Source organism: Micromonospora sp. NPDC048040, assembly GCF_055587185.1.
Window position 1 is genome coordinate 1 of sequence record NZ_JBVJGT010000086.1, and the last position, 19,581, is coordinate 19,581.

19 protein-coding genes and 3 tRNA genes are annotated in these 19,581 nt (G+C 73.3%); 8 read left to right on the forward strand and 14 right to left on the reverse strand.

All coding sequences use genetic code 11. The features are described from left to right. Positions 1-57: 57 nt before the first annotated feature. The 6 genes from ACZ6O2_RS34820 to ACZ6O2_RS34845 all read right to left on the reverse strand — a co-directional run bounded on the left by ACZ6O2_RS34820 (position 58) and on the right by ACZ6O2_RS34845 (position 4,259). Entirely contained in the window at positions 58-1,437 is a 1,380-nt protein-coding gene (locus ACZ6O2_RS34820) for an RtcB family protein (RefSeq protein ID WP_466025967.1), read from the reverse strand. Positions 1,438-1,591: 154 nt separating this feature from the next. Beyond that, positions 1,592-1,669: transfer RNA gene (locus tag ACZ6O2_RS34825), tRNA-Gly, on the reverse strand. Positions 1,670-1,700: 31 nt separating this feature from the next. Beyond that, positions 1,701-1,774: transfer RNA gene (locus ACZ6O2_RS34830), tRNA-Glu, on the reverse strand. A gap of 32 nt (positions 1,775-1,806) precedes the next feature. Beyond that, positions 1,807-1,880: transfer RNA gene (locus tag ACZ6O2_RS34835), tRNA-Pro, on the reverse strand. A gap of 597 nt (positions 1,881-2,477) precedes the next feature. After that, on the reverse strand, positions 2,478-3,839 hold the full coding sequence (locus ACZ6O2_RS34840) for a hypothetical protein (protein ID WP_466025968.1): 1,362 nt from the start codon (positions 3,837-3,839) through the stop codon (positions 2,478-2,480). A gap of 165 nt (positions 3,840-4,004) precedes the next feature. Continuing rightward, positions 4,005-4,259 carry a hypothetical protein gene (locus ACZ6O2_RS34845; protein WP_466025969.1) on the reverse strand — a complete coding sequence of 85 codons (255 nt, stop codon included), beginning with the start codon at positions 4,257-4,259 and terminating at the stop codon, positions 4,005-4,007. Positions 4,260-4,457: 198 nt separating this feature from the next. Between ACZ6O2_RS34845 and ACZ6O2_RS34850 the strand changes: the two genes are divergently transcribed. The 3 genes from ACZ6O2_RS34850 to ACZ6O2_RS34860 are packed head-to-tail and all read left to right on the forward strand — an operon-like array spanning position 4,458 to position 6,132. Further along, positions 4,458-4,913 (forward strand): helix-turn-helix domain-containing protein, encoded by a 456-nt coding sequence (locus tag ACZ6O2_RS34850; RefSeq protein WP_350712294.1) that lies wholly within the window; start codon positions 4,458-4,460, stop codon positions 4,911-4,913. Further along, entirely contained in the window at positions 4,906-5,298 is a 393-nt protein-coding gene (locus ACZ6O2_RS34855; RefSeq protein ID WP_466025970.1) for a DUF4180 domain-containing protein, read from the forward strand. The genes ACZ6O2_RS34850 and ACZ6O2_RS34855 overlap by 8 nt, the downstream gene beginning before the upstream one ends. Before the next feature lie 54 nt (positions 5,299-5,352). Further along, positions 5,353-6,132 (forward strand): alpha/beta hydrolase, encoded by a 780-nt coding sequence (locus ACZ6O2_RS34860; RefSeq protein WP_466025971.1) that lies wholly within the window; start codon positions 5,353-5,355, stop codon positions 6,130-6,132. Between the two features lie 38 nt (positions 6,133-6,170). Here the strand turns inward: ACZ6O2_RS34860 and ACZ6O2_RS34865 are convergent, their stop codons facing one another. The 4 genes from ACZ6O2_RS34865 to ACZ6O2_RS34880 all read right to left on the reverse strand — a co-directional run bounded on the left by ACZ6O2_RS34865 (position 6,171) and on the right by ACZ6O2_RS34880 (position 10,091). Next, positions 6,171-6,677, reverse strand: coding sequence for a DinB family protein (locus ACZ6O2_RS34865; RefSeq protein ID WP_350712291.1), 507 nt, complete (start codon positions 6,675-6,677; stop codon positions 6,171-6,173). 193 nt (positions 6,678-6,870) lie between these two features. Then, complete coding sequence (locus ACZ6O2_RS34870) at positions 6,871-7,743, reverse strand: M15 family metallopeptidase (protein WP_466025972.1); 873 nt, start codon at positions 7,741-7,743, stop codon at positions 6,871-6,873. A 122-nt stretch (positions 7,744-7,865) separates the two neighbouring features. Continuing rightward, complete coding sequence (locus ACZ6O2_RS34875) at positions 7,866-8,681, reverse strand: peptidylprolyl isomerase (RefSeq protein WP_466025973.1); 816 nt, start codon at positions 8,679-8,681, stop codon at positions 7,866-7,868. A gap of 150 nt (positions 8,682-8,831) precedes the next feature. Then, the gene (locus ACZ6O2_RS34880) at positions 8,832-10,091 is read right to left on the reverse strand and encodes a D-alanyl-D-alanine carboxypeptidase family protein (RefSeq protein ID WP_466025974.1); all 1,260 of its coding nucleotides are present in this window, start codon (positions 10,089-10,091) and stop codon (positions 8,832-8,834) included. A 270-nt stretch (positions 10,092-10,361) separates the two neighbouring features. Here ACZ6O2_RS34880 and ACZ6O2_RS34885 point away from each other — a divergent pair, with 270 nt between their 5' ends. From ACZ6O2_RS34885 to ACZ6O2_RS34900, 4 genes are all read left to right on the forward strand, one after another. Then, positions 10,362-10,694: a cupin domain-containing protein gene (locus tag ACZ6O2_RS34885; RefSeq protein ID WP_350712288.1), complete on the forward strand. Its 333-nt coding sequence runs from the start codon at positions 10,362-10,364 to the stop codon at positions 10,692-10,694. Further along, positions 10,691-11,479, forward strand: a complete 789-nt coding sequence (locus ACZ6O2_RS34890) for a YwiC-like family protein (protein ID WP_466025975.1) — start codon at positions 10,691-10,693, stop codon at positions 11,477-11,479. Before ACZ6O2_RS34885 ends, ACZ6O2_RS34890 begins: the two co-directional genes overlap by 4 nt. A gap of 89 nt (positions 11,480-11,568) precedes the next feature. Further along, the gene (locus ACZ6O2_RS34895; RefSeq protein ID WP_466025976.1) at positions 11,569-12,180 is read left to right on the forward strand and encodes a flavodoxin family protein; all 612 of its coding nucleotides are present in this window, start codon (positions 11,569-11,571) and stop codon (positions 12,178-12,180) included. A gap of 9 nt (positions 12,181-12,189) precedes the next feature. Next, a complete protein-coding gene (locus ACZ6O2_RS34900; RefSeq protein WP_466025977.1) occupies positions 12,190-12,702 on the forward strand; it encodes a class I SAM-dependent methyltransferase in 513 nt (170 codons plus the stop codon). Between the two features lies 1 nt (position 12,703). Here the strand turns inward: ACZ6O2_RS34900 and ACZ6O2_RS34905 are convergent, their stop codons facing one another. Together ACZ6O2_RS34905 and ACZ6O2_RS34910 are read right to left on the reverse strand one after the other, a co-directional pair. Then, complete coding sequence (locus ACZ6O2_RS34905) at positions 12,704-13,444, reverse strand: MerR family transcriptional regulator (protein WP_466025978.1); 741 nt, start codon at positions 13,442-13,444, stop codon at positions 12,704-12,706. A gap of 135 nt (positions 13,445-13,579) precedes the next feature. Continuing rightward, complete coding sequence (locus tag ACZ6O2_RS34910) at positions 13,580-15,553, reverse strand: YncE family protein (RefSeq protein WP_466025979.1); 1,974 nt, start codon at positions 15,551-15,553, stop codon at positions 13,580-13,582. Between the two features lie 370 nt (positions 15,554-15,923). Between ACZ6O2_RS34910 and ACZ6O2_RS34915 the strand changes: the two genes are divergently transcribed. Next, positions 15,924-18,197 carry an ATP-binding cassette domain-containing protein gene (locus tag ACZ6O2_RS34915; protein ID WP_466025980.1) on the forward strand — a complete coding sequence of 758 codons (2,274 nt, stop codon included), beginning with the start codon at positions 15,924-15,926 and terminating at the stop codon, positions 18,195-18,197. A gap of 69 nt (positions 18,198-18,266) precedes the next feature. Here ACZ6O2_RS34915 and ACZ6O2_RS34920 read toward each other — a convergent pair whose 3' ends face one another. Next, entirely contained in the window at positions 18,267-18,515 is a 249-nt protein-coding gene (locus tag ACZ6O2_RS34920; RefSeq protein ID WP_466025981.1) for a hypothetical protein, read from the reverse strand. A gap of 126 nt (positions 18,516-18,641) precedes the next feature. Then, on the reverse strand, positions 18,642-19,061 hold the full coding sequence (locus tag ACZ6O2_RS34925) for a protein-tyrosine phosphatase family protein (protein ID WP_350712280.1): 420 nt from the start codon (positions 19,059-19,061) through the stop codon (positions 18,642-18,644). Between the last annotated feature and the right edge of the window lie 520 nt (positions 19,062-19,581).

Below are 19,581 nucleotides of genomic sequence, written 5' to 3' on the forward strand. Positions count from 1 at the left end.
GCCACCGCCACAGCCTGACCGGCACAACGCCGCCCGGCCGACAGGCCGCGCGGCGTGTCAACCAACACCGTGAACGTTCGTGGTCACGGCACTAGCTAGATCCTGCTCTGTGACCCGACGCTTCGAGACGTGACTCTTCCTGTTCGCCAAACCCTGTCCGTAAGTGTAGTGGTAGGTTCGCAGACGACTCGCATCATCGAAGTATGGAAGTAGAGCATCATCCTTAGGACCGTAGAAGTCGACATGAGCAAGACTGTTGCCCGATACCGATCCGTCGCCGTAGACAAAGCCTCGCGCCACGCCCTTCCGAGATGGACGGAGATTGGGGATAGGACGGGGGAACGTGTAATCGAGGCGGTCCCCGACCCGCAAACCTAGGGTGGTTGACTCCGTTCGGTTGTGGCTCACCTTCGGCCGAAGCAACCACCGGTGCTCCGCAGTCGCCCGGATCACCTTCTCCTCTCCGAAACGACCAACCGTCACCTCGTACAAGCGCTGACGGCCAAACGATGCCACCGGTGCCTTCACCCAGCGACCTTTTGCAGTGAGCAGCATGTGCCGTCCCCCTGCGAGGTCACGGATGGGCCGGCAGCCCTGGTCCGTAAGCACCTGGGTCTCACCGGCGAAACAGCTGATCGGCTCGTCGTAGCGCACCTGCGGGAACTGCTCCCGCACCACGCCGCAGAGCAGGGCGAGCATGACCGCCCGGTTGCGCCGCGCGTACTCCTGCGCCCACCACAGATCCCGGCGGTAGGCGTCCATCTCCGGCGTGCCGGCGAGGAACACCGCCAGGTCCCGGTCGGGCAGGTCGGTGTTGTGCGGCAGCCGCCGGGCGACGGCGATGTGCCGCTCCGCCAGCTCCTTGCCGATGTTGCGGGAGCCGGAGTGCAGCATCAGCCACACCCGGCCCTCGTCGGCGCCGCCCTGCTCCAGGCACACCTCGATGAAGTGGTTGCCGCCTCCGAGCGTGCCCAGCTGCCGCTGGGCCCGCGTCTCCAGCTGCGCCACCCGCCGGTCGAGGTCGGCGAACCGGCGCCAGAAGTCGTCCCAGCCCGCCTGTTCCAGGCCCCGGATCCGGCGCGGGTCGACCGGCTTCTCCCGCTGGGCGAACCCGACCGGGATGGTGGCCTCGATCGCCGACCGCAGCCCGGCCAGGTCGTCCGGGAGGTCGGCGGCGGTCAGCGAGGTCCGGACCGCGGACATGCCGCAGCCGATGTCGACGCCGACGGCGGCCGGCGAGACGGCCTGCCGCATCGCGATGACGGAGCCGACCGTGGCGCCCTTGCCGAAGTGCACGTCGGGCATGACCGCGACGCCCTCCACCCACGGGAGCGCGCCGATGTTGCGCAGCTGCTGGGCGGCCTGCGGCTCGATGTCGTACGGGTCGGTCCAGACCCGGACCGGCGCGCGGGTGCCCGCGAGCGGGGTGAAACTCATCGTCGTTTCCTCGTGTCGTCGGCTGGTCGGCACCCGTCTCGGCGCGACCGGAAGGATCGACGACCGCCCGGGAGTCGAACCCGGTGAGAGGGGGCGTGCACGACCCCTCTGCGCCCAGCGCGCGGCCGGCCCGGCGGGCGCGGGGCCCGGCGGGTGGAGCGGTTGGCCGGATTCGAACCGGCGATCTTCACCGTGGCATGGTGACGCGCTGACCTGGCTGCGCCACAACCGCGTGCCGGCGACGCCGCTCCGGCGTCGCCGCGTAGGCCGTACGGGATTCGAACCCGTGACCTCCCGGCTGAGAACCGGGCGGAGCTTCCAACTGCTCCAACGGCCCGTGTCAGGGCAGGGTCGACGCCCTGTCCTGCCGTCCGGGACCGGGGAATCGAACCCGTGTCTCTCGCGCCCAAGGCGAGCGGGTCAGCCAGCTCCCTCATCCCGGTGATGGTGTCGTCTCCCCGGTCGGCCCGTGGTGGGCGGCGACCGGGGTGTTGCTTCCACTGTGGAGTTGAGAAGGGTCGACGGCGCCGGAACGGGGCGGAGTGATGTCGGTACGGGTGGACGAAAAAGCCGCCCGGTCCCCGGTGGGGTGGGCGGCTGCGCGTGCGCGCTGACGCTAGTCGCGCCGCCACCCCGACTGCCGGCCCTGCTCGGGACGGCGCTGACCTAGGGCGCGCTCCCATGTGGGCAGCGAGGCACCGCCGCGCGGCGTCGGCCACACGGCGTCGGTGCGGGTGCGCTGCGACACGGCGTACTCCCTGGGTCGTTCGGTTGACCTTGCGCCGATGACGGTAGGCGCGCCGGACGGTGGCCGCAATGGATATTCGCCTACGGCCGCCTGGGCGCGCACAGGCCGATGGGTCGCGTCACAGGATCCCGGACCGCTCTAGACTCCCCTATCAATCCCTGTTACCGCTATGTCAGGGAGTGATGGGTAAGGAAATGTACTCAGCGAGCGAGTGTCAGATCGGTCCGCCCTTCTGAGTCCGTTGTGATGACCGCGCGGTATCGGGCTAGTACGAGGTGGCGGCTGCGGACGGCTACTTGACACCGCGTAAAGAGGCGGTGACGCGGGTGGTGGCGGTGGCGTGAAGGAAAGCTACCGCCTCGACGCCCTCGCGTAGCGCCGCGCACAGCGCCGCAGCGTCGAACGGGTCGTCGATCGGGCGCGCGACCGCGAGGACGCCTTCCCACCAAGACGTGGCTACCGACCACACCGCGTGATCCCCGGACAGCATGGCGTCGCCCAGCACGTCACCGACGACCTCGTCGAGGTCGGTGTCGTCCACGTCCGGATGCTCGTCGACGCACCGCTGCCACAGCCGGCCGGCGTCGGCGTCGATACGCAACTGCCAGCCCTCGCCCGAGGCGGTGACGTCGAACCATGTCGGCAGGTCGTGGTCGGCGTCATCACCCGCCGCCAGGCAGGGAATGCGCAGGGAACTGATCGGGTGGACGCGGTACCCGAGGACACTCGCCGCCTGGCGCAACTGTGCCCCAGGGCCGCCCTCCCAACGGACCCCCACTGGCAGCACTCCGCACAATCGTCCACCGATCGTCGCCCAGCGCGCGCTCGGAACGAGCACCCGCAGCGCAGCCGCAATGTCGTCGAAGGTGCCCGCTACCCGCGGCAGCTCGCCCGCGTCCCACTCGATGTGGGGTGGTTCGAGCAGGCAGGTGAGCAACACCTGCTCGGAGGCGACCTCATACGATGGGGCATCGTCGACGTAGGCCAGCACGTCGGCGATCGCCGACACCAGGTCCCCAGCGGTCCAGGCGACCGGATGCCAGGCAATCGAGCCGCAGCCGCAGCGAGTGGCTGGCGCGGCCGGAGACAGGTCGGCGTCGCAGCGGGGGCAGGTCAGCCCGGCGGCGGCAGTCTGCCGGGCGTAGTCGTCGCGGATCGCTGCCAGATCTGCGGCGATCCGCCGAGGCGACCCGGCGAGGAACCCGGCCCAGCCGAAGTCGGTGTAGATTTTCACCGTCCACACCGGGCCCCGGCGGCCGCGTTCGGAGGCGGCGTCGGCGAGCTCCCAGCCGTCGGGACCGAGCTCGGCGGTGAGTGCGTCGACGACCGGCTGCCAGGCCGGCACGTCCGCGGCCGGCGGCAATGGCAGGGCGGGGCGGTCGGCTGCGGCGGCGGCGAGCGCCGCGGCACGCCAGAGCGAGCGCGCCTCGGCCGCGGTCGACTCGCCGACGGTGTGGCCGGTGTAATATCCGGCGACGTTCGGGGTGACGGTCACGACGTAACCGGCAGGTACGACCAACGAGGCCGGCGGACTGGGGAGACGGTGCCGGGCGCACACCAGCGCGTCGAAGCCGCGGACCAGCACCGCACGCACAGACCGCGTGTAGCCGCACTCGGCGCAGGTGACGCTGACCTTCTCCCGGCTGTCCGCCACGATTCGTCCTCCCTCGCGCGTCCGTGCGCGTCCACGCTACCGCCGGGGTAAGACGGCGCAGTTCGCCGCAATCTGCGACCCGCATGCGCCGTGCCTAGGCCGCGCTGCGGGTCGCGGCCGGACATCGCTTCCGTTTCCCAACGAAGCGGGAAAGAGGCCTCGACCTCAGTGTGCGGTCGGTTCCCACTCTGGAAGCTGAGGCGGGTCGAACAGAACCGCGACGTTGTCTGCTGCGGGGCTGAGCTGCCCGTCCCGTCCGTCGCCGCCGAGCAGCAGTTCGGCCACGGCGGCGCCGGACCGGACGGTGATCCGAGTGCACCAGAAACCCCTGATGTAGTCGTCCCACGGCAGGTAGTGCAGCTGGACGTCAGTGACTTTCTTCTCCGACCAGGCGGCTCCATGCGCTGCGTTGGCTGACATCCCAGACCGCAACATCCGCGTCGATAGAGCTGCGCCCCTGGGTCATTCGGTTTGACCTTGCGTGGATGGCAGTAGGCGCGCCGGACGGTGGCCGCAATGGATGTGCCCGGGCGCGCACCGGCCGGTGGGCCGCGTCACAGGACCCCGCACCGCTTTCGACTTCCCTATCACTCCCCTTCCGAACTAGGTTAGGGAGTGATGAGTGAGGAAATGTACTCCGTCGAGCAGGTGGCCGAGCGGCTCGGTCTGCACGTGCGCACCGTGCGCGGCTACATCCGCGCCGGCCGACTGAGGGCGGTGCGGATCGGCAAGCAGTACCGGATCGCCCGCGCCGACCTCGACGCCCTGACCGGGCGGCCGGAGCCGTCCCGTCCCGCCGCGGGCCCGGCGGTGGAGGTGTCGAGCATCGTGCAGATCGACGGCGTCGACCGGGCCGCGGCCGACCGGCTCGGCACGCTCGTCGTGGCCGGGGCGAACACCGGCCACGACCCCGGCCACCCGTTGCGCGTCCAGACCGTCCACGACGAGGAGCGACACCGCATGAAGATCGTGATACTCGGCGGCGCCGCCGACACCGCCGAGGTGCTGCGCCTGCTCGACGCGGTGCTCGACGGCGACAACGGCCTGCTCACCCGGGAGGTCGGGAATGCCTGACGTGGTGCGGGAGCGGGCCGGCGTGCCGGTGCTGGTGTGCGACCCGGACGGCCCGCCGGTGGCCACGGCGCAGGACGCGCTGGACCTGATCGGCGCGGCCTTCCTCGGCGCCGAGGTGGTGGCCGTGCCCGCGCACCGCTTGGACCCGTCCTTCTTCTCCCTCGGCACCCGCTTCGCCGGCGAGGTCATGCAGAAGTTCGTCAACTACCGGCTGCGTCTGGTCGTCGTCGGCGACATCTCCCGACACCTCGCGGCCAGCGCTGCCCTGCGCGCCCTCGTCCAGGAGTCGAACCAGGCCGACCACGTGTGGTTCGTCCCCGACCTCGACGCGCTCGACGACCGGCTGCGGGCCACGACCCGGCGGGCCGGCCCGGCAGCCGGCTGAGCCACCGCACCGCCCCGGTGGGCGCCGGCCGAGGATGGGCTACGGTCGACGACCGTGGCCCTGATGCGTGCTGACTTCTACTCCGAGGTGCTCGGTCTCAGCACCTCGATGACGGTGCTCCTGCCGCAGCGAACCTCCTCGCAGATCGGCATGGCCGGCAGTGCCCCGGACGGGGACCCGCCCGTGCTCTACCTGCTGCACGGCCTGTCCGACGACGACACGATCTGGCTGCGCCGCACGTCCATCGAGCGGTACGTCGCGCCGCTCGGCCTGGCGGTGGTGATGCCCCAGGTCGGGCGCAGCTTCTACAGCGACGAGGAGCACGGCAACCGGTACTGGACCTTCCTCAGCGAGGAGTTGCCGGGGCTGTGCCACCAGTTCTTCCGGCTCTCGGCGCGCCGGGAGGACACCTTCGTCGCCGGGCTCTCGATGGGCGGCTACGGGGCGGTGAAGTGGGCGCTGCGCGACCCGGGCCGGTTCGCGGCGGCGGCGAGCCTGTCCGGCGCGCTCGACGTGGCCGGCCGCCGGCACCATCCGGCCCACCCGATCGACGCCCAGGTCTGGCACACCGTCTTCGGCGAGCGCGCCGTCGCCGGCAGCGACGACGACGCCGTCGCCCTGCTCGACAAGGCGGGCACCGACCTGCCCGCGCTCTACGTAGCCTGCGGCACGGAGGACTTCCTGTACGAGGACAACCTGGCCTTCGTCGCGGCGGCCCGTGAGCGGGGCGTCCCGCTCACCGTGGACTTCTCCCCCGGCGCGCACGACTGGGCGTACTGGGACGCGAAAATCCAGGACGTGCTGGCCTGGCTGCCGCTGCGCGCCGACGGCTGACCGCCGCGCCCGGGCGCCCCCGCTGCCGTCGGTGCCGGTCAGGCGCCGACGGTGCCGTCGATGCCCTCGCGCAGGAAGTCGGCGTGGCCGTTGTGCCGCGCGTACTCGTGGATCAGGTGCAGCATCACCAGCCGCAGCGACACGTCCTCGCCCCACCTGGCGTTGTGGCCGGTCACGTCGAGCGACTCCGCCTCCCGCTCGATCCGGCGGGAGTGCGCGACCTCCCGCTGCCAGGCGTCGAACGCCTCCGCCCGGGTGGCGCCGCTGGCGTCGTACGCCACCTGGAAGTCGCCGGAGTCCGACCAGACCAGCGGGACGTCCTCGCCGTCGATGGTCCGCCGGAACCAGTTGCGCTCCACCTCCGCCATGTGCCGGACGAGGCCGAGCAGTGACAGCGTGGACGGGGGCATCGACTGCCGGCGCAGGTCCTCGTCGGACAGCCCGTCGCACTTCATGGCGAGGGTCGCCCGGTGGTAGTCGAGGAAGGCGCGGAGCATCTCGCGCTCGCCTCCGGTGAGCGGTGGGCCGATGCGTTCGGTGGTCACTGCCGGCTCCCCTCGCCGACGACGCGCCGCCGTCGGAGTGTCCCGCGGGCCCCGCGCGGCGGCGCCCCTCCCGAGGCGATCATGCCGGACGGGCCCGCCCCGCGCCGCATCGCGTCCCGCCGCGCGCCTCGCCGAGACCGGCCCTTGCCCCGCCGCGCCGATCGCCCGCCGCGCCGGTGGGCCGCTCCGCCGGCTATCCGCTCGGCACCGAGGTGCGGGCCACCGGCACGTCGAAGTACGTGTCCGGCCAGGGCTCGTCGCGGTAGCGGTAGTGCCACCACTCGCGGTCGTAGTTGACGAAGCCGCCGTCGGTCATCAACTGCCGCAGCAGCCGCCGGTTGTCCCGCGCGGTGCCGGTGATTCCCGGCGAGTCGGTGTGCGCGAGCGGGTCGAAGCAGTCGAAGCCGGTGCCCATGTCGACGCTGTTGTCGCCGAACCGCTGCCCCCTGGGGGCGGTGCAGGAGACCAGCGGCTGGCCCGGGGCGTACGGGGCCTGGGTGGGGGTCGGCACGTCGACCAGGGTCAGGTCGAGCGTGCTGCCCCGGCTGTGCGCCGTGGGGGCGCCGATGTACCCCTCGTCGAACAGCTTCGACTTCGCCACCCGGGGATAGAACTCGGCCTTCATCTGCTGCTCGCCGGGCTGTTTCGCCCAGGTGACGAAGTCGTCGGCGGCGCGCCGGGGGCGGTAGCAGTCGTACACCTTCAGGCTGCGGCCCCGGGCGAGCGCGGCGTCCTGCACCCGGCGCAACGCCTCGGCGGCCTGCCGGGTCAGCAGGCAGAGCGGTTCGAGGTAACCGGCGACCGGCCGGCCGACGAAGTTGTGCGCGGTGGCGTACCGGATGTCGGTGCGGATCCTCGGGTCGACGTCGGTGAGGACGACGAAGCCCGGCGCGCGCGGCGTCGCGGTCGCGGTCGGGGCCGCCGACACCGACACCGACGGCGACGGCGACGGCGACGGACCGGGCCGGGTGCAGGCCGGCGCCAGCGCCGTGACCACCACGGCCACGGCGACGGCCCGGGCGGCGGCGCCCCGGGGCCGCCGGCCGGCCCGGCCCGCCCTGTCCACGCCTCCTGTCTATCAGGGTGCCGGCCCGTCGGACCCCGGGTCCGGCGATAGGCGTACGCGCGGGAACCGCCAGCCCCGCCCCCGCCCGGCCGAGGGACGGCCGGGCGGGGCGGTGGAGACGGTCAGTGGTGGTGGTGCCGGACGGCCCGGCGGATGTCGACCGGCAGGGCGGGCGCGCCGTCGACCGGCGCCGGGTCCTCGGCCGTGGGGGCGATGCCGCCGGCGGCGATCCGGTCGAGCGTGGCCAGGCCGGCGGCGTCGATCGAGCCGAAGACGGTGTAGTTGGGGCGCAGCGCCGAGTCGGACTGGACCAGGAAGAACTGGCTGCCGTTGGTGTCCGGGCCGGCGTTGGCCATGGCGAGCGTGCCCCGGGCGTAGAGCCGGCGCACGCCGGTCGGGTCGGTCGGTGCCGGCGGCAGGTCGGTGGGCAGTTCGTCGAGGTACCGGTAGCCGGGGCCGCCCGAGCCGGTGCCGGACGGGTCACCGCACTGGAGCACCTTCAGCGTCGGGTACGCGGTGAGCCGGTGGCAGGAGGTGCGGTCGTAGAAGCGGTGCCGCACCAGGTGCAGGAAGCTCTGCACGGTGCACGGCGCGGCCTCGCGGTCGAGCGTCAGCCCGATGGGCCCCTGGTTGGTCCGCAGCGTCACCCGCACCGTGCCCCGGTCGGGCGTGCGCCTCGGGTCGGGCGGCAGCGGAACCGGCCGGGCGGCCGGCTTTTCCGGTGTCTCGGTGTAGGCGCACGGTCCCGGCGTGACCCGGGGTCCGGCGGCGGAGCCGGCCGGGGACCCGGCGGGCGCGGCGACCGCGGCGGCGCCGCCACCGGTCACCAGCGCACCCGCCACCAGGGCCACCCCGGCGAGGCGGGTCAGCGCGCGGGCCGGTCGGCGGGGCGCCGCGATCGACGGCGGGACGGGGTGCGGTCGGGATTCGCTCGGCACGTGGATCCTCCCTGGACGTGCGACACCAGAACGACCGGAGTCTATGGACCCCGTCGCCGGTTGTCGATCCGCTCCGCACCTGCGGCGACCTGCGGCAGGTGGGTGGCCACGAGCACCTGGTGGCTGCGGCGACACACGTCCCGCCCACGGTCAGGGGGTCCGGCGCCGCCCCGCCCGGCGCCGCCAGAGCAACGCCACCGCCGCCAGCCCGAGCACGGCCACCGCGAGCGCGGCCGCGGGCCACCGTCCGAGCAGCCCGTCCTCCAGCGGGCCGCTGGCCGCGGCCGGACGAGGTTCGCCGGCGGCGGCGAGCGCGGGCGGCGTGGCGGCGGCCGAGGCGGCCAGCTCCCCCGGCTCGACGAGCCGGCCGACGGCGGAGTCCCGGGGCAGCGAGAAGCCCCAGTCGAGCAGCGCGGCGCCCTGCTCCCAGCCCCGCGCGGGCCGCGGTTCGGCGCCGAGCAGCGTGACGACCAGCCGGCGGCCGCCCCGGTGGGCCGCCCCGACGTAGGTGTGCCGGGCCAGGTCGGTGAAGCCGGTCTTGCCGCCGAGCGCCCCGGGGTAGCGGTAGATGAGCTGGTTCTCGTTCTGGATCTCGAAGCCCTTGGTCCGCTGCGCCGGCTGGGCGGGAATGCGGTGGGTCTCGGTCAGCGCGTACCGGCGGAAGGTGGGGTCGGCGAAGCAGACCCGGGCGATGAGCGCCAGGTCGTACGCGCTGGTGAACTGGCCCTTCCCGTCGAGGCCGGACGGGGTGACCGCGTGGGTCTGCAGGGCGCCGAGCCGGTGCGCCTCCTCGTTCATCGCCCGTACGCCGCCGGCCATCCCGTCCGGGCCGCCGCCGAGGCGGGCCAGCAGGTTGGCCGCCTCGTTGCCGGACTGCAGCAGCAGCCCGAGCCAGGCGGTCTCGATCCGGTAGCGCCCGCCGGCGACGAGCCCGACGGCGGAGGAGCCCGGCTCGATGTCCATGTCGCCGTCGGTGACGGTGACGACCTGCTTCGGGTCGAGCCGGGGCAGCATGGTGGCCGCCAGCAGCAGCTTCTGCACGCTGGCGGGGGTGCCGTACTCGTGCGGGCCGCAGCCGCCCAGCACCTGGCCGGTGTCCAGGTCGGCGACCAGCCACGAGGTCGCGGTGACCGCCGGCGGTCGCGGCACGCCCGCGGGGACGACCAGGCCGGCGGTGGCCAGCGCCGGCCCGCCCACGGCCCGCTCCTCGGGCACGGCCGGCGGCGGCGACGGGCGCGGCGGCCGGGACACCGCCGGCGCGGGCGCTTTCGGGCACGGTGCCGGCGGCACCGCGCCGGACACGCCCGGCACGGCGGCGGTACGAGCGGTCGGGGCGCCCGCCACCGGGGCGGGCGCGCCGGCGGCGAGGAGGACGGCGGTCGCCGTGGCCGCCAGCAGCCGAACCTTCATGCCCCGCACCCTAGTCGGCCCGATCCGGGGGCCGGGCCGGCTTCCCGATGCCCCGGCGGCCGGCGTGGCGGCGGAGAACGGAGAGGTCCGCCGGCGCGGGCGACCCGGGCGGCCGGATTCCGGGACCATCGGCCCTGCCGCCGGGCGGGTCCGGCGCGGAAGCTGGTAACCGAAAGCGGTAGACGATCTTCCGGTTTGCGCGACGGTCGCCGCCGCACGGACTGCCCCGCCCCGCGCACCGGCGCGCCACCTCACCCGGAAGGACGCACGATGGAAGGCCACTCGCTGACCCGCCTCGCCGACGAACAGCTCGCCGCCGCCCGGGAGGCCGACAGCGGGCGCAGCGCCCACAACCTGCACCGCGGCCGGGACCGCCGGTTGCGGCAGACCCTGCTCGCGCTCCGGGGCGGCCGCTCGCTCGACGAGCACGACAGCCCGGGCGAGGCGACGCTGCAGGTGCTCCGGGGGCAGGTACGCCTGGTGGCCGGCGACGAGTCCTGGGAGGGCCACGCCGGCGACCTGGTGGTCGTCCCGCCGCGGCGGCACGCGCTGCACGCCGTGACGGACGCCGCCGTCCTGCTCACCGTGACGCCACGCCCGTGACCGCCGTCCCCGCCCGCCGTCGCCGCCCGGCCGGACCGCCCACGCCGACCACCACCGGCCGCGCGCGGGCCGGGGGCCGGTCACCCGGCTGGCTGCCGCCGCAGCACGGCGCCTGGGCGATGCTGCTGCTGCCGTTCCTGGCGGCGGTGACCGTCACCGGCCCGCACCCGCTGCACCTGCCTCTGCTCGGGGCGGTACTCGCCGCCTACCCGCTGTCGTACTTCGGGTTGCAGGCGGTCAAGACCGGCCGGTTCCGGCGGGTACGCCCGCAGTTGGCCGCGTACGGCGTCGCCACCGCGCTCTGCGCCGCGCCGGTGCTGGCGGCCCGGCCGGCGGTCCTCGCGTACGCGCCGCTCTACGGCGTCCTGGCCGCCGTCAACGCCGGCTACGCGCGTCGGCGCCGGGACCGGGCGCTCGTCAACGACCTCGCCTTCGTGGCGCAGTGCGGGCTGCTCGGGTTCGTCGTCGCCACGGTCGCCGGGGTGCCGCCGGCCCGGGTGACCGGCGCGACGGTGGTGGCGCTCGGCTACCTCGTCGGCACGATCCTGTACGTCAAGACGATGATCCGGGAGCGGGACAGCGGTCGGTACCGGTGGGCGTCCTGGGCGTACCACGCCGTCGCCGCGCTCGCTGCGGCGCTCTGGGCGCCGACGCCGGTCGCCCTGGTCTTCGCGGCGCTGCTGGCCCGGGCCGCCGCGCTGCCCGGGCGCCGGCTCACGCCGAAGCGGGTGGGGCTGGTCGAGACGGCGTGCACCCTGCTGGTGCTGGCGGCGGTGGCCGTCTGAAACCCGGCCGGTTGGTCGTGCGGCGGCAGGGCGACAGCGGCGATCCGCCGATCCCCGCGCGGCCGCCGGGGTGGGTACATTCGACCCCGATGGACATCGACGGTGCGGTCAGGCGCTTCCTCTTCCTCCTGGGTAGTTCACGCCCCGGTGGCAACACCGAACTCCTGGCCCGACGCGCGGCAGCCGCGCTGCCGGCCGGTGTCGAGCAGCGCTGGCTCCGCCTCGCCGACCATCCACTGGCGCCGTTCCACGACATCCGGCACGGCCAGTTCCCTCCCCCGCCGTCCGGCAACGAGGCGCTGCTGCTGACGGAGACCCTTGCCGCGACCGACCTGGTGATCGCCTCACCGGTCTACTGGTACAGCGTCAGCGCCCCCACCAAGCTCTACCTCGACCACTGGTCGACCTGGCTGCGGCTGCCCGGTGTCGATTTCCGGCCCCGCATGCGCGGCCGCACGATGTGGGCGGTCAGCGCCCTCAGCGACGAGGACCCGGCCAAGGCGGACCCGATGGTGAACAGCCTGCGGATGAGCGCCAACTACCTCGGCATGCGATGGGGCGGTACGCTGCTCGGCCACGCCGACCGCCCCGGCGACGTGCTCGGCGACGCGACCGCACTCCGCGCCGCGGACGCCTTCTTCGCCTCGACGGCGCTCGGCGAGGCACGGGACGGGCGGGTCGCGGGGCGCGCGTCCGGCTGACCGCAGGTCATGGCCAGGGCCCCGGCCGGCCGGGCCGGACAACTCCGCGTCGGCGACGCCCTCGCGCTGCCGCTACGCGACTCCACGATGGACGCCGCGTGGCTGTCCACGATGATCCATCACGTCGCCGACCTGGACGCGGCGGCCCGCGAGCTGCGCCGGGTGCTCCGGCCGGGCGCGCCCGTGCTGATCCGCTCGCCGTTCCCCGGCCGGCACCAGCGGATCGCCCTGTTCCACTGGTTTCCCGAGGCGGTCCGGGTACTGCGGCGCTACCCGGACCTCGCGCGGGTGCGCTCGGCGTTCGCGGCGGCCGGGTTCACCGTGAGCAGCGTCGAGCCGGTCGCGCAGACCACCGCCGCGTCGCTGGCGGACCTCGCCGAGCACCTCGACCGCCGGGCCCACACCCCGCTCCAGTTGATCACCGACGAGGAGTACGCCGGCGGCCTGGCGCGACTGCGGGCCGCCGCCCGCGAGGCGACCGGCCCGGTCGTCGACCACCTCGACCTGTTGGTGCTGCGCTGAGTCAGGCCGGCAGCGTCGGGTCGCGATGCCGCAGGTAGTCGTACAGCGCCGCCGAGGCGCGCAGCCGCCGCAGGCTGCGCCGGTGCAGCTCCTGCTCCCGCCGGGCCAGCTCCGCGTGGACCCGTTGGGCGCTGCCGGTCGTGCGCATCTCGTCGAGCACGGCCGCGATGATGTCGAACGGGTACGCGCCCCGGCGCAGCAGCGCGACGACCTGTGCGGCACGCAGTTCGGCCTGGTCGTACACCCGGTAGCCGGTGCCGCGCTCGCGGACCGGCCGGACCAGGCCGCGTTGCTCCCACAGCCGTAGCTGGGAGGTGCGGACCCCGACCAGGTCGGCGACCGCGCCGATGCGCACCCCGCGCCGCGGCGCCGGCAGGGTCGCCGGCGGGCTGGTCACCACGGTCTCGAACGCGCCGAGCACCCGCCGGATGTCCGCCCGCTCGCGGTCCAGCTCGGCGTGGCCTCCGTCGAGCGCCGCCAGCGCCGCCGTCAGGTCGCCCCGGTGCACGGCGGCCATGATCTCCCGGGTACGCGCCCAGCCGTGGCCCTCGGCCATCCGGCGGGCCACCGTCAGCGCCCGGAGGTGGTCGGCGGTGAAGATGCGGTAGCCGGCGGGGGTCCGTTCGACCGGTGGCAGCACGCCCAGGTCGACGTAGTTGCGGACCTGCTGGACGGAGATCCCGGCGGTCGCGGCGAGGTCCACGGCCCGCAGCCGGCCACTGCCCTTCCGCGCGGTCACCACCGGGCCACCGTACCGTCCACCCACCGGCCGGAACTTCGTGCCCGCCCGGCGGTCGACGCCGCCGGGGATGTGCGGAAGGGCCCCTCCCTGTCCACGACTCGACAGGAAGGGGCCCTTCAGACCGGGCCGGCGGGCTCAGCGCGTGAGCCGGTACAGCTCCCCGCCCCGGGCGTAGTACATGACGCCCGACGCGTCCATCGTCCACACGTCGCTGATGCCGGTGGCCAGCTTCTCGACCGAGAGCGTCTCGGGGTCCACGCAGGCCACCGTGGTCCGGAAGTTGCCGCACACCGCGCCGTCCGGCGCGACCGCCAGGTGGTCGCTACGCCAGACGTGGGAGACTTTCCAGTCGAAGGGCTCCACCTCGACGGTCCGGACCACGGTCCGGCTCACCGGGTCGAACTCGAAGAGGGTGCCGACCGTGGACCCCCAGATCCGGCCGTCCGGCGCCACGATCAGCCGGGTGATCGCCTTGGCGCCCGGAATCGCGGTGCCCTCCCAGACCTTCGTCGCCGTCGCCGGGTCCCAGAGGAAGAGCTTCGCCTCCGTCTGGGTGGGCGCGATGCCGAGCCCACCCCAGATGCCGGTGCCACCCAGGATCAGGTTCCCGACGGTGGCCAGGGCGGTGACGCTCTGCTCCGGCACGACGTTGCGGTGCACCTCCTTCGCCCCGGTGGCCGGGTCGACGAGCGTCAGCGCCCCGCCGAGCTGGCCGTACTCCGGGATGGTGCCGAAGGCGATCCGGTTGCCGACCCCGGTGATGGCGAACGGCCGGTCCTGGTGCTCGGTGCGAAGCGTCGCGAACTGCCGCGGGTTGGTGCCGCGCACGACGGGCTTGGTCGGGTCGAGTTCGAGCAGGTTCGCGCCCGGGTACACGCCAGCGTAGATCTTGCCCTGGTAGGAGTGCAGGCCCTCGGCCTGGCCGAGCGCCCCGGCATTCTCGCTGAAGGCGCCGGTCGTCGGGTCGTAGGAGGTGATGCCGCCGCTCGGGTAGGCGCTGGACCAGATCTTGCCGTCCGGGCCGGCCTCGACCGTCTGCAGCTGGGCGGGCAGCCCCTTGACCCCGGCGGAGACGACCTTCTTGGCGCCGGTCTGCGGGTTGTAGTAGGACAGGTTGCCGCTCAGGCTGATCGTGACGAGCGTCCTGCCGGGCCACGCCGGGTCGTCCAGGTGCGCCCAGCCGAATCCGCGGGCGGTGCCGAACCCGGTGAAGCTGGTCGGGGTGAGCGTCCGGGTGTCGAGGTTGTAGGCCATCAGGCGGCCGGCCGACGAGCCGAAGTAGACGTTCTTCTTCGCGTCCGGCGGGGAGAAGTTCAGGCCCGCGGCGGTACCGAGTTCGCCGATCCACCGGCCGGCCTTCAGGTCGTGGACGAGCACCTGGTTGCTGTTGGCGAGCCGGGCGAAGAGCGTGTGCTGGTAGACGTCGAGGTCGTAGACGAACTGCTCGCTGCGGTACTGCTCGGGCAGCGGGATCTCCCGCCGTTCGCCGGAGTCGACGTCGACCTCGACGAGCCGGGCCACCGTGCCCAGGCCGACGTAGATCTTGCCGTTGGCGACGCCGATGCTGCGCGCGTACTGCTCGCCCGGCCAGATCTGCCCGTAGTCGCGGACCGCACCGGTGCGGTGGTCGAACGAGTAGACCTTGCCGGTCGGGAAGGTGCCGACGAAGACCCGCTCCCCGTCGTTGGCCAGGCGCCACGTCGTGGTCTCCCCCGGCACCGGCGAGCCCAGGTCCTCCACGTGGTCCGCACCGGGCCGGTAGCGGAACAACTTGCTGTCGGCGCCGATGTACGCGGTGCCGTCCGGGGTGACGGTGCCGCCCCACGAACCGCCGGCACCGGGCAGCGGCAGGGTCCGGACCACCGTCGCGGTGCGGGTGTCGATGACGTTGAGCGCGCCGGTGGTCCCGCGTGCCACGGCGTACGCGTAGTCGCCCGCGGGCGTGGAGCCGAAGGTCGCACCGTAGATGGCCAGGTTGTGGTGCGGCACGCCGACCAGGGTCTCGGTCGGCGTGGCGGCCACGGCCGGGGTACCCGACACGGCGGTGGCGGCGACGAGGGTCGCCACGATGGCGACCGACGCCAGGCGGCGGCGCTGCTGGAGAGGCATAGGCATCCCTTCTGCGATTTCGGCCATCACCGTAAATCTCGGCACATCGAAGGTCAACCACGGATCGCAGCGACTTCGTGCGTCGCAGCAGACCTCACCGACCAGCCTCCACTCAGGACGCCGGTTACGGTCCAGCCGTTATCCATCGGCGCCGGGTTGACGCGCCGCTTCCCACGTGGATCGCACCCTTCGGACGCCAGCGTCACCCCCTGCTTACACGTTATTTGAGACTTCCCGTACCTCTCTGGGCGTGGGAGGCAGGCCAACGCGGCAGAACCCTCCACACGCCCGTCAATGAGACGATCGAAGGAAGCCGTCCCCGAAGACACACCCGGGCGGAACCCCGCCCACAATCTCGCGAAGGGTTCGCATGCAGCAGCCAGCACGGTCCGCCGCCGACAGCCACGACATGATCGAGGTACGCGGAGCGCGGGAGAACAACCTCGCGGCCGTCTCCGTCGACATCCCCAAACGCCGGCTGACCGTCTTCACCGGCGTCTCCGGGTCGGGGAAGTCATCCCTGGTCTTCGGGACCATCGCCGCCGAGTCGCAACGCCTGATCAACGAGACCTACAGCGCCTTCCTCCAGTCGTTCATGCCGAGCCTGAGCCGGCCCGACGTCGACTCGCTGCGCAACCTGACCCCGGCCATCGTGGTCGACCAGGAGCGGATGGGCGCCAACTCCCGCTCCACGGTCGGCACCGCCACCGACGCGTACGCGATGCTGCGGATCGTGTTCAGCCGACTCGGTACCCCGCACGTCGGCGGCGCCGGGGCGTTCAGCTTCAACCTGGCCGAGGGGATGTGCCCGACCTGCGAGGGCCTCGGCCGGGTCTCCGACCTCGACGTCAACGAGATGGTCGACGTCGAGCGCTCCCTCAACGACGGCGCGGTCACGGTGCCGAACTTCGCCGTCGACTCCTGGTACTGGCAGACCATCGTCAACTCCGGCCTGTTCGACCCCGACGTCAAGCTCCAGGACTACACGCCCCAGCAGTGGGAGGACTTCCTCCACAAGCCGGCCACCAAGATCAAGGTGGGCAGCAACAACTGGACCTACGAGGGCCTGGTGGTCAAGGTGCGCCGGCTCTACCTGGCCAAGGACCGCGAGTCGATGCAGCCGCACATCCGCGCGTTCGTCGACCGGGCGGTCACCTTCACCACCTGCGCCGCCTGCCGGGGCGCCCGACTCAACGAGGCGGCGCTCTCCTCCCGGATCGCCGGGCGCAACATCGCCGAGTGCTCGGCCATGCAGATCAGCGACCTGGCCGGGTTCGTCCGCGGCATCGACGACCCGTCGGTCGCCCCGCTGGTCGGCAACCTGCGTGAGCTGCTCGACTCGCTGGTGGAGATCGGCCTCGGCTACCTCAGCCTCGACCGCGAATCCGCCACCCTCTCCGGCGGCGAGGCGCAGCGGGTGAAGATGGTCCGGCACCTCGGCTCCAGCCTCTCCGACGTCACGTACGTCTTCGACGAGCCGACCGTGGGCCTGCACCCGCACGACATCGCCCGGATGAACGACCTCCTGCTGCGCCTGCGCGACAAGGGCAACACGGTGCTGGTCGTCGAGCACAAGCCGGAGACCATCGCGATCGCCGACCACGTGGTCGACCTCGGGCCGGGGGCGGGCGCCGCCGGCGGCCGGGTCTGCTACACCGGGGACGTGCCGGGCCTGCGCCGCTCCGACACCCTCACCGGCCGCCACCTCGACCACCGGGTCCGCCTCCGCGAGCACGCACGCCGGCCGTCCGGCCACCTGTCGATCCGCGGCGCCGACCTGCACAACCTGCGGGACGTCAGCGTCGACATCCCGCTCGGGGTGCTGACAGTGGTCACCGGCGTGGCCGGCTCCGGGAAGAGCTCGCTGATCCACGGCTCGCTGCACCGCCGCGACGGCGTGGTGGTCGTCGACCAGACCCCGATCCGGGGTTCCCGGCGCAGCAACCCGGCCACCTACACGGGCCTGCTGGACCCGGTCCGGACGGCCTTCGCCAAGGCCAACGGGGTCAAGGCGGCGCTGTTCAGCGCCAACTCCGAGGGCGCCTGCCCCACCTGCAAGGGAATCGGCCTGGTCTACACCGACCTGGCGATGATGGCCGGCGTCGCCTCCGTCTGCGAGCAGTGCGACGGCCGGCGCTTCACCGACGAGGTGCTCACCTACCGGCTGCGCGGGAAGAACATCAGCGAGGTGCTCGCCATGTCGGCCACGGAGGCCCGGGACTTCTTCCCCAGCGGCTCGGCCCGGGTGATCCTCGACCGGCTGGTCGACGTCGGGCTCAGCTACCTCACCCTGGGGCAGCCGCTCAACACCCTCTCCGGCGGCGAGCGGCAGCGGCTCAAGCTGGCCATCCACATGGCCGACAGCGCGAGCACCTACGTGCTGGACGAGCCGACCACCGGCCTGCACCTCGCCGACGTGGACCAGTTGCTCGCGCTGCTGGACCGGCTCGTCGACGCCGGCAACACGGTCATCGTCATCGAGCACCACCAGGCGGTCATGGCGCACGCCGACTGGCTGATCGACCTCGGGCCCGGGGCGGGGCACGACGGCGGCCGGATCGTGTTCACCGGCACCCCGGCCGATCTGGTCGCCCACGGCGACACCCTGACCGCCCGCCATCTGCGCGAGTACGTCGGCCGCTGAGAAAGCGACGCGCCCTGGTCCCGGTGCCGCAGACCCCGGGACCAGGGCAGCCACGCGGCACGGGAACGCTCAGCGGCCGGGCACCGGGACGGCCCGGGCGGTCGGGGCCGCCAACCGGCGCACCCAGCGCCGCAGCGGCGGCACCGAGGCGGCGACGGGGGTGAGCAGCCCGACGGTGATCAGCAGGGCGTCGAGGAAGAGCGTGGCGAGCACGACGAGCACGGCCAGCGACGCGACCGTGCGGGCGATCGTCGGCACCGGGCGCGCGGCGGCGCGGTGCACACCGTGGTAGCGGACAAGGGTGCGGGGTGGGGCCATCGTGCTGGTACCTGCCTCAAGGTTCGGACGAGGTGTCCCTCTTACCCACCGTGAGCTGCGCAAACCTCACCGATGGCACGAACCACAACAAGGTGGCCGGGCCGTGCGTGCCACCATCGCGCCGGATCAGGCGAGGCGGCGCAGCCAGCGACGCTGCCAGGGGGTCTCCACCGCCCGCGGCCGGTAGGCGGCGCGCACCCAGTCCACGGCCCGCTCCGGCGGCAGCCCGTCCAGGATCGCCAAACCGGCCAGCGCCGTACCCGTGCGTCCGGTGCCGCCCTTGCAGGCCACCTCCACCCGTTCGCCGGCGCGGGCCCGACGCAGCGCCTCTGTCAACGCGTCGACCGCGTCCGCCCGGTCCAACGGGACCCAGAAGTCCGGCCACCGGATCCGCCGGTGCGGCCACGCCGGCGCCGGCCCAGGCGCCAACAACAGGGCGAAGTCCGCAGACGAGGCCACGTCGGCGACGCGGCGCCCGCGCACGGCCGCCCCACTCGGCAGTACGACCACACCCGGCTGGTCGCGCCACTCCCGCTGCACATCCACCGGCCCATTCTGCCTCCACCGCGCCCACTCCCCGCCCCGCCTCGCAGTACGCGAGGTCGTGGCGGCGTCGACCCGCACGGGTCCGCCACCGTCGCCACACGAGGACGAACGCGGACAGGAGACAGCGCCGCCCCCGGGCCGGATCGGCACGGGGGCGGCGCTGGGTGTCGGTGTGCAGGTCGCCTCTCGGCGCGTGGCGCGACGCGGCTCCAGCCGAACGGTATTCCGCGAAGGCAATTCAGGTGAGGCCCGGGGACACTGGGCACACCGACACCTCATTCAACCAGCCGACGGCCGTCGGTGTTCCCGCACCTGCCGTACTTTCCCGGCCGGCCGGCTGTCGGCTGGTGGAGATGTGCCGCTGGCCGGCGCCCGTGTCGGGTGCCGGCCAGCGTTCCCCCTTGTGGTGGAAAGTCTGTCTCTGCTGTCAGTTGTTCCAGTGCTTGGCGACGAGGTCGGCGGCCTGCTGTTCCCACTGGGCGTAGTGGTCGGGGTACGCCGACACCTGCACGGTCTGTGC